The organism is Draconibacterium sp. (assembly GCF_041583095.1).
Taxonomy (GTDB): Bacteria; Bacteroidota; Bacteroidia; order Bacteroidales; family Prolixibacteraceae; genus Draconibacterium.
In genome coordinates, this window is sequence record NZ_JBFHGM010000006.1 from 38,332 (window position 1) to 47,039 (window position 8,708).

Here is an 8,708-nt window from a genome sequence, read left to right on the forward strand (position 1 = left end):
AGTGTTTTTATGAAAATGAATTGCATAGCTGTTGACGACGAACTTTTGGCTTTAAAAAAGATAGAACGTTTTGCCGAAAAAATTGATTACCTCAATCTTTTGGGCACTTTCGATAATGCCTTGTCAACCTTTTCATTTCTGCGCGAGAACAAAGTCGACCTCATTTTCCTCGATATTCAAATGGATGAATTTACCGGTATCCAGTTACTCGAAACCTTAAAAGATCCGCCATATGTAATTTTAACCACTGCTTTTGACGAATATGCCCTAAAAGCTTATGAGTTAGATGTAGTAGATTACCTTTTAAAACCCATTCCTTTCGAGCGTTTTGTAAAATCCACCGAAAAGGTTTATGCCCGTTTTTTAAAAGACCAGAACAACCATACTCCGGCGCCAGCGCAGCAGCCGGCAGAAAATAACGATCACCCGGAATATACTTTCATAAAATCGGGGAATAAAACGGTTAAAGTGTATTTCGATAAGATTTTATACATCGAAGGGCAGCGCGATTACCTGCAAATTCACACCGAAGACAGCCGGATTATGACCCTCCTGAATTTCAAAAAAATGCAGGAATTGCTCGATGAACAGAAATTTATCCGTGTGCATAAATCGTTCATCATTTCAATCGATAAGATCGACTACATTGAAAACAATACCATTAAAATTAAAGACAAACTTATTCCGGTTAGCAGCACCTATAAAATTGCTTTCCAAAACCTGCTTCAGAAAAAGAATTTTCTCTAACCAACGGCTCCGGACACCTGTGTTTTTTAACAAAATTTCACGCTCACACTTTTTCAATTTTTATATTTTTGCAGCTGTTTTTTAGAGTTAAAACCAGTTTAAAAACCCAGTAAAAATGAAGCGAGTAATCCAAGTTTTTATTTTGTTTTCTGTTGTGGTAGCGCTAACAAACTGTAAAAAAGCAAACAACAACATTCTGTACGATAAAGCGTACATCGACGAGATTAAAGAAGTTAGAAAAGAACTCTCAACTTATTTGAGAACGAACTTTATTCCCGGGGCACAAATCGCCATTGCCAAAAACGGGAAACTTATTTATTCAGAGGGAATTGGTCGTGCCTCGACCGATCTTGATGCGAAAGTTACCCGTGATACAAAATTCCGGATCGGCGACCTATCCGAAATTTACACCACAATTATTTACTTAAAAATGGTGGAAGACGGCACACTTAATCCCGATTCGACCATACAGTATTATCTCCCTGATTTTCCTGAAAAACGACTTCCGGTTACCATCAAAAATCTAAAAAATCACACCTCGGGATTCAGAGAGATGAACAACACTGAAAATAACTGGCAGGCAACAAATATTACGCTGCAGAAAGGCTTGGAAACGTTTCAGGATGATGAGTTGATGGCACCTCCGGGAGAATTCCACATGGAAAGCCGCCTGAATTTTAACCTGCTTGGCGCAATTATGGAAAAAGCATCGGGAAAGCGGTTTAATGAGTTGCTGCAAGAGTATGTAACCGACACTCTGCATTTCGAAAGTACTTGCCCTGATAATCCGTTTTCAACAATAGAAGGACGCACTAATTTTTACGATCACAATATTATTGCGCAGGTGGTAAACGCCATGACTACCGATTTACGTTGGCGGGCTCCATCCGAAGGCCTGTTATCAAGTGCCGAAGATTTGGTAAAACTCACCGATATCTACTTCAATTCCGATTACCTGAACGACAGCACACGGGCTCATCTTTTTGATCCTGTTGAGCTGAATAACAATCAGGTAGCGCAATTTGCCAACGGTTGGCTAATTTTACGCGACCGCGAAGGAAATGTATTTTACGGTCGCGAAGGTTCTGTGCACGGTGGTAGTTCATCTGTTCTTATTTACCCGAAAGAAGAGCTGGTTGTGGCAATAACAACCAACCTTACCCAGGAACGAAGCAATTCTACCATTTTTAAACTGGCCGAAATTTTCCTGCCAAAACCGGAGGAAAGCGTGGAATAGAATTTTCTTTTCGGAACTTCAATACACGGGTTTTTATAAAAAGTTTTACTTTAGATATTCAAAACAAGACTTTTTATGGAAACCCTTATTTTTTTGGGAATACTTATTGGACTGGCTGCCGGAATTTTCGGAACAATTTATTATTACAAAAACCGTAACGAAAAACAACTGCACGACCAGTCGGTTATTTTGCTTGACAAAATAAAACAGGTTTGCAAATTAATTACTGTTGAAGGAGAATTCTCGGAACTATACACCCACCGCGACGAGAAACAGCTGTTCTTCAAACTTTTTCAAACCGAAAAACGAGCTCTACTAATTGTTAAAGCTAAAGTGATGATCGGTTTCGATCTCACCAAAATAAACATCGATATAAATCCGCATAAAAAACTGGTGGAGCTATCGCGCTTTCCCGAGCCCGAAATTCTTAGCATCGACAGCGACCTGGAATATTACGACATACAAAAGGGTATCATCAACAAGATAAATGAATCGGATTTAACCAATATGAATAAACGCTCGAAAGAATTTATTCGTGAAAAAGTGGAGGAAAGCCACCTGGTACAAATTGCGAAAGACCAGGCCACCGATACCATAGCTCTTGTACAGCAATTAATTGAATCGGTAGGCTGGCAATTCGAAGCTGAACACCGTAAAATAAGCGCTGCAAAAGTGAAACACCTGTTGAAGGATTAATTGAAATAACGCGCAAAATATTCCGGCATTTCTTCCAGTTCCCTAATCTCAATCTCTTTATAAAAAACCTCTGCAGCCTCGCTTTGCAGCTGTATTTTCCCTTTATCAAGGGGCAAGCTTTCGCCATCTTTAATGTAACGCGAGTTACGTAAAACCATTACCACCTCGCCGTTTACCATATGAATGCTGTTTCCATCGTAACAAATCAGTTCCAGTAAATTCCACTCGCCCGGCGCTTTTTCATAATTTCCGCTACGCAGGCAAAATCCCTGAATATCCTCGTCCTGCCCCATCGGTAAAAAAGGCTGACTGGCATCGGCAACCGGATTCATAATATATTCAGGAAGGTAAGCACGTATGTCGATGGCCGAAGTCATTTGGCTCCAGTAATCGCCCAGGTGGCCTTCCATAACCTGGAATTCCTGCGAAAGCATCCACGTGCGCCAGTACTCTGCTCCAAGTGGACCAATGGAATGATACAGAATCCCCGAATCTTTCAGCAGGTTTTTACGCGGATCAAACTTTTTATCGCCCCATTTCATTTTTAGCCGTAAATGATAATTGTGATATTCTTTTTTTGTGATCAGGCAGCCATAAATTTCGCCGCTGATCTTTAGAACATCCTCAGCCGCATCTTCGCTTACCGTAAAAACATTATACCCCTCTTTATTTAAGCCTATAGGTTCCATTAAGTTACCATCGGCGTCTTTTGGCTGTTGCCCGTCGTACCCGAGTTTATGCCTATAACTTAAATACCGGTCCCACTTAGAAAGGTCGTTATCCAGTAAGGGTTCCCACTCGTTGGCTGTATTGCACGACAGGAGTATAACAGTGAATAGAAGAAGCAGGATTGAATTTCTCATCTTTTATATTGGCTATTTAGTATAAGTATTGTCGATTATTGATTTGAATTCGTTGGCATATTGGAAATTACTTGGCATTATCTGCGTAGCTGTAATAATGATGAGCTGGTCGGTTGGATTGACCCAAAAATTTGTGGAAGCGGCTCCTGCCCAACTATATTCTCCTGTTTCAAAATCAACAGCTCCTGCCAGTCCATATCCCATCCGGCCATTTTCGTAGGTTGCTGTTTCCGGCAGCTGGTTACTCATAATCAATTCTACCGTCTCCGGTTCCAATATTCTTGCGCCATCCAGTTCGCCTTTGTTCAACAACATTTTACAAAAACGGGCATAATCATCAATGGTTGAAACCAGTCCTCCTCCACCCGAAAAAAGTGTTACGGGCTGTTTAAATACATCTGCAAATAGGTCTTGAGCAGGTGCCAGCATTTTATCCTCACCCTGATTATAAAGCCTACAGAAACGATCGTGCTTTTCTTCCGGCACATAAAAACCGGTATCATCCATTTTTAGCGGTATAAAAACGTGCTCCTTAAGGTACTCATCAAAAGGTTTTCCTGAAATCACTTCCACGAGGTAACCGGCCACATCAATCGAAAGCCCGTACATCCATTGAGTCCCGGGTTGAAAATTAAGTGGCATATCGGCCAACGCAAGCATTTTGTCTTCCAGCTTTCCATCCCATCCACTTACATCATTTACCCGATAAAGCGAGTCAACATATGATGGATTCCAACCATAAGATATTCCGGAAGTGTGGGTCAGCAAATGCCGAATTGTCATTTCGTTTTCCTGAAGTTCCAAACTAAAACCATTTTCATTGGGTGTGTACACTTTACAATCGGCATATTTTGGAATATAATCCGATACTTTATCATCCAGGTTAAATTTTCCTTCATCGTATAAAGTCATCAAAGCCACTGCTGTAACGGGTTTGCTCATCGAAAAAATCCGATAAATCGTATTCGTTTCAATAGGTTTCTCATTTTCCCGGTCGGCATAACCTTTGTTCATTCGAAAAACCTCTTCGCCATCTTTAATAATCAGTGCTGAAAAACCGGCCAACTCACCTTTATCAATATACTGCTGAATAAGGTTTTCTGCTGCCGTTAACGAATCGGTGGCAACTGCACCGGTGTTTGTTTTCTGTTCTTTTGGTGTTGAATTACATCCTGCAACTATCAAAACGAGCAAGAATAAAAACGGGAAATAAGCTTTGAAAGATTTCATACGATTTATTTTATGTTAGTTTATTTTTAGTCTTATAATGTGAAGTAAACTGAATATTTTCAAATTTATAAAAAAGCCAATCCAAATCGCTTTCACCTTCTAAATTTATGATAATAACACCATATATCAAACTTTTTAAGTCAGTCGCCCGCATTGCAAGTCGCTCGGTTTTAACCCTGACTTAACAAGAATCAACTAATCACTAAAAAGGTGTTGCGGAACATAAAAAGGCAGTACTTTTGCGGCGTCAAAAAAAGAAAGGCAACATGGGGTACACAAGTAACACACTGATTATTAGAAGAGATTTACTGAAACAAATCGTCAGGCTTTTTGCCGATGGTAAGCTGGTTGAGGAAATCGACCGCATTCCCATCCAAATGGCACCAAAACGCCGCGAAGCCCAACACCGTTGTTGTATTCATAAAGAGCGGGCGGTAATAAAGTACAAGTTATTTCCTTTGCTGGGTTACACTGTTGACGATGAAAAAGATGAATTGACTCCCCTTAGTACCTATGCCGAAAATGCCCAAAACCGCACGCAGGTAAAAAAAGAAATAATGACCGTGGTTGACGAAGCCTGTACAAGTTGTGTAAAAGCACAGTACGTGGTAAGTAACCTGTGCCGGGGCTGTGTGGCTCGTCCGTGTATGATGAACTGCCCGAAAGACGCCGTTAGCATGGTTAATGGTCAGGCACAAATTAACACCGACAAATGTATTAACTGCGGAATTTGCCAAAAGCAGTGCCAGTACCACGCCATTATCCACGTACCTATCCCGTGCGAGGCGGCGTGTCCGGTTGGAGCCATTTCGAAAGACGAATACGGTGTTGAACGTATCGACGACGATAAATGTATCTACTGCGGAAAATGTATGGTTGCTTGTCCGTTTGGCAGTATTTTCGAGGTGAGCCAACTGATTGATATTTTGATGTGCATCCGAAAAGAAGAGCACACCACCGCTATTTTTGCACCGGCCATTCACGGACAGTTTAACCTGTCGACCGGGCAAATTGAAAACCTGTTAAAAGAAATTGGATTTAACGAAGTGATAGAAGTTGCCGACGGAGCACGCTTAACGGTGGAACACGAATCGGCAGAATTTTTGGAACGCCTTGATGAAGGTGCGCCGTTTATGACCACCAGTTGTTGCCCAAGTTATGTTGAAACCGTTGAAAAACACGTAAAAGGATTAAAACCTTTTGTATCGGATACTCCATCGCCAATGATGTATGCGGCCGATATTGCCCGCCAAAAAAATCCGGATACAAAAGTCATTTTTATAGGTCCATGTATTGCTAAACGAAAAGAAGCCCGACGCAACGATAAAGTTAATCATGTAATGTCGTTTGAAGAGCTGAATGCGCTGATTGTTGGTTTGGATATCGATTTGGGTGGAATTCCCGATAATGAAGCCCGACATAATAAAAAGACCGTTGACCGTGGTTTTGCACTTTCGGGAGGTGTAACAGCCGCTGTTAAAGCCGAACGCCCCGAGGCAAACATTAAAGAACTGGTGATTAACGGTGTTGACAAAAAAGCCGTTGGAATGATGAAAGCTTACGCCCGTGGAAAAGCGCCGGCAAACTTTATCGAATTTATGGTTTGCGAAGGTGGCTGTATTAACGGGCCTGCATCGCTGGGCGAAATGGCCGGTAACCGTAAATTGTTTAATGCCAACTTAAAAGACTAGATACCGCAAAAAGGGAAACATGGATCAACATTTTCAGGATATCGTTTTACAATCAACCGGAGCAGAAAACCTCTACGAAATAGAAGTTATTCAGAGTTTGTGGAGCGGATACGGCGAAATCGTACGTTTTGGGCTGGAAGGTTGCGAGCTTGAAAGTGTGGTAGTCAAACATGTAAACCTGCCCGAGGGAGGTTCGCATCCGCGCGGTTGGAACACCGACCTTTCGCATCAGCGGAAACTAAAATCGTACAAAGTGGAAACCGAGTGGTACAAGTCGTTTAACGAAAAGTGCGACGATGATTGTAAAACACCACAATGTTATGCGCTGGAAACAAAGGGCAGCGAAGTTTTAATGGTTTTTGAAGACCTCGACAGCACCGGTTTTGCGCAACGTTTAAGCGCTTCGGTTAACTGGAACAATATAAATGCCTGTATCCATTGGCTGGCCAATTTTCATGCAACTTTTATGGGAAACAAACCAGAAGGTTTATGGGAAACCGGAACCTACTGGCATCTTGAAACCCGTCCGGAAGAACTGGAGGCAATGGACGACCTGCCCTTAAAAAATGCTGCAAAAGCCATTGATAAAAAACTTAGTGAGAGTCCTTTCCAAACGCTGGTGCATGGCGACGCCAAATTAGCCAACTTCTGTTTTTCGAATGATGGCAAAAATGTGGCAGCTGTCGATTTTCAATATGTTGGTGGTGGTTGCGGAATGAAAGACCTTGCTTATTTTATTGGCAGCTGCATGAGCGAAAAAGACTGTGAGAAATACGAAGGCAAATTGCTCGACATGTATTTTTCCCATTTGCATGAAGCACTACGAAAGAAAAATACCACTATTGATTGCGATGCGCTTGAAGCCGACTGGCGCAATTTATACCATGTTGCCTGGGCCGATTTTCATCGCTTTTTAAAAGGCTGGCACCCGGGGCACTGGAAAATCAATTCGTACAGCGAACGTGTTTCGCGCGAAGTCATTGAAAAGCTTTTGGTGTAACACAACTTTTGTACCTTTAGCCCACCATTTTTTAATTACCAATCAATCCTGCGTATGCGTTTAACAACTACCGATTTATTTGCTCTTTCTCAAATGGCTATTGAAGCTGCTCAAAAAGCAGGCGCTTTAATTCGCGAATATTCCACAAAAGAAGTGGCCGTAAACAATAAGGAAGCGGCCGACAGCCTGGCCTCGCAGGTGGTTACCGAAGTAGATGTTAAAGCACAAAACACCATTATTGAAGTACTTTCAACCTCTATATCAAAATACGACCTGGCTTTGCTTACCGAAGAAAGCGTTGACGATAAAAGCCGTTTTGAAAAAGACTATTTCTGGTGTATCGACCCGATGGACGGAACGCTGGCATTTACTGAAAAAACACCCGGATATGCCGTTTCCATTGGCCTGGTTTCAAAATCGGGAGAGCCGGTAATTGGCGTTGTTTTCGACCCACTTACAAACAACCTGTATTATGCCGTAAAAGGCCAGGGAGCTTTTAAAAACCACAAAAGCTGGCAACCTGATTTGCAGCTGGAGGGCAAAAGAACCTTTACCCTCCACATGGACCGTACTTTCCTGAAATACGAGCATTTCGATGAATTTATCAACGGGCTGGAGGATAAGTTGCAGGAACTAAACATCAACCAATTGCAACTACAAAAACAGGCCGGTGCTGTTTTAAATGCCATCTGGACACTCGATAAGGCTCCGGGCTGCTATTTTAAATTGCCGAAACCAACACCCGGCGGTGGAAGCCTTTGGGATTTTGCCGCAACAGCATGTATTTTTAACGAGCTTGGTGCTCCGGCAACCAGTTTCGATGGCACACCCCTCGACCTGAACCGAAGGGATTCTACCTTTATGAATCACCGCGGAGCGCTGTATGTGAGTAACAAAGAAATTGCGGATACGGTGCGAGCTCTGATGAGAACCAAGTTGTAGTAGCCACCTATTTCTTACCTCAGTTTTTGGTTAACGCTAAATCTTTCACGACAAGAACGTTTCAGCTAATTTCACCAAGGGTGCTGTTGCAATAACACAACACCATTAACCCAGGCTTTAGCCCCTGTGCCTTGCTGCCGGCGGCTTTCCGATAATTGCCTAAAGCACCAAAATATGTAACTAACTGATTTTAAAGCTCCCACAGGTGACAGAAGTTGGTTTCAAACGCGTTTTTTTACGCCCCCAGCTAACAGAAAATGGTTTCAAACGCGTTTTTTTTCGTCTCCAGCAGCTGGGGAAGC

The 8,708-nt window shown here is 42.2% G+C and carries 8 protein-coding genes; 6 read left to right on the forward strand and 2 right to left on the reverse strand.

Annotated features, from left to right (window positions below; translation table 11 throughout):
- The first annotated feature begins 9 nt into the window (after positions 1–9).
- The 3 genes from ABZB17_RS01080 (at position 10) to ABZB17_RS01090 (ending at position 2,680) form a co-directional block, all read left to right on the forward strand.
- The gene (locus tag ABZB17_RS01080) at positions 10–747 is read left to right on the forward strand and encodes a LytR/AlgR family response regulator transcription factor (RefSeq protein ID WP_372647494.1); all 738 of its coding nucleotides are present in this window, start codon (positions 10–12) and stop codon (positions 745–747) included.
- 115 nt (positions 748–862) lie between these two features.
- Entirely contained in the window at positions 863–1,984 is a 1,122-nt protein-coding gene (locus ABZB17_RS01085; RefSeq protein WP_372647495.1) for a serine hydrolase domain-containing protein, read from the forward strand.
- Between the two features lie 75 nt (positions 1,985–2,059).
- On the forward strand, positions 2,060–2,680 hold the full coding sequence (locus ABZB17_RS01090) for a DUF4230 domain-containing protein (RefSeq protein ID WP_045030463.1): 621 nt from the start codon (positions 2,060–2,062) through the stop codon (positions 2,678–2,680).
- Here ABZB17_RS01090 and ABZB17_RS01095 read toward each other — a convergent pair.
- A complete protein-coding gene (locus tag ABZB17_RS01095; protein WP_372647496.1) occupies positions 2,677–3,543 on the reverse strand; it encodes a DUF1080 domain-containing protein in 867 nt (288 codons plus the stop codon). The genes ABZB17_RS01090 and ABZB17_RS01095 overlap by 4 nt on opposite strands.
- Before the next feature lie 12 nt (positions 3,544–3,555).
- Entirely contained in the window at positions 3,556–4,773 is a 1,218-nt protein-coding gene (locus ABZB17_RS01100) for a serine hydrolase domain-containing protein (protein WP_372647498.1), read from the reverse strand.
- A gap of 266 nt (positions 4,774–5,039) precedes the next feature.
- On the opposite strand from ABZB17_RS01100, the gene ABZB17_RS01105 reads away from it, so the two are divergent.
- Genes ABZB17_RS01105 through ABZB17_RS01115 form a run of 3 tightly spaced genes read left to right on the forward strand, consistent with a single transcriptional unit; the run spans position 5,040 to position 8,406 of the window.
- The gene (locus ABZB17_RS01105; RefSeq protein WP_372647500.1) at positions 5,040–6,464 is read left to right on the forward strand and encodes a monomeric [FeFe] hydrogenase; all 1,425 of its coding nucleotides are present in this window, start codon (positions 5,040–5,042) and stop codon (positions 6,462–6,464) included.
- A gap of 19 nt (positions 6,465–6,483) precedes the next feature.
- Positions 6,484–7,464, forward strand: coding sequence for an oxidoreductase family protein (locus ABZB17_RS01110; RefSeq protein WP_372647502.1), 981 nt, complete (start codon positions 6,484–6,486; stop codon positions 7,462–7,464).
- A 54-nt stretch (positions 7,465–7,518) separates the two neighbouring features.
- Positions 7,519–8,406 (forward strand): 3'(2'),5'-bisphosphate nucleotidase CysQ, encoded by an 888-nt coding sequence (locus tag ABZB17_RS01115; protein WP_372647504.1) that lies wholly within the window; start codon positions 7,519–7,521, stop codon positions 8,404–8,406.
- The last annotated feature ends 302 nt before the right edge of the window (positions 8,407–8,708 follow it).

Excerpts from the sequence above, each read along its gene's own strand:
- ABZB17_RS01115 (WP_372647504.1), top strand. The coding sequence starts at position 7,519 with ATGCGTTTAACAACTACCGATTTATTTGCTCTTTCTCAAATGGCTATT.
- ABZB17_RS01095 (WP_372647496.1), bottom strand. The coding sequence starts at position 3,543 with ATGAGAAATTCAATCCTGCTTCTTCTATTCACTGTTATACTCCTGTCG.
- ABZB17_RS01100 (WP_372647498.1), bottom strand. The coding sequence starts at position 4,773 with ATGAAATCTTTCAAAGCTTATTTCCCGTTTTTATTCTTGCTCGTTTTG.
- ABZB17_RS01090 (WP_045030463.1), top strand. The coding sequence starts at position 2,060 with ATGGAAACCCTTATTTTTTTGGGAATACTTATTGGACTGGCTGCCGGA.
- ABZB17_RS01085 (WP_372647495.1), top strand. The coding sequence starts at position 863 with ATGAAGCGAGTAATCCAAGTTTTTATTTTGTTTTCTGTTGTGGTAGCG.
- ABZB17_RS01110 (WP_372647502.1), top strand. The coding sequence starts at position 6,484 with ATGGATCAACATTTTCAGGATATCGTTTTACAATCAACCGGAGCAGAA.
- ABZB17_RS01105 (WP_372647500.1), top strand. The coding sequence starts at position 5,040 with ATGGGGTACACAAGTAACACACTGATTATTAGAAGAGATTTACTGAAA.
- ABZB17_RS01080 (WP_372647494.1), top strand. The coding sequence starts at position 10 with ATGAAAATGAATTGCATAGCTGTTGACGACGAACTTTTGGCTTTAAAA.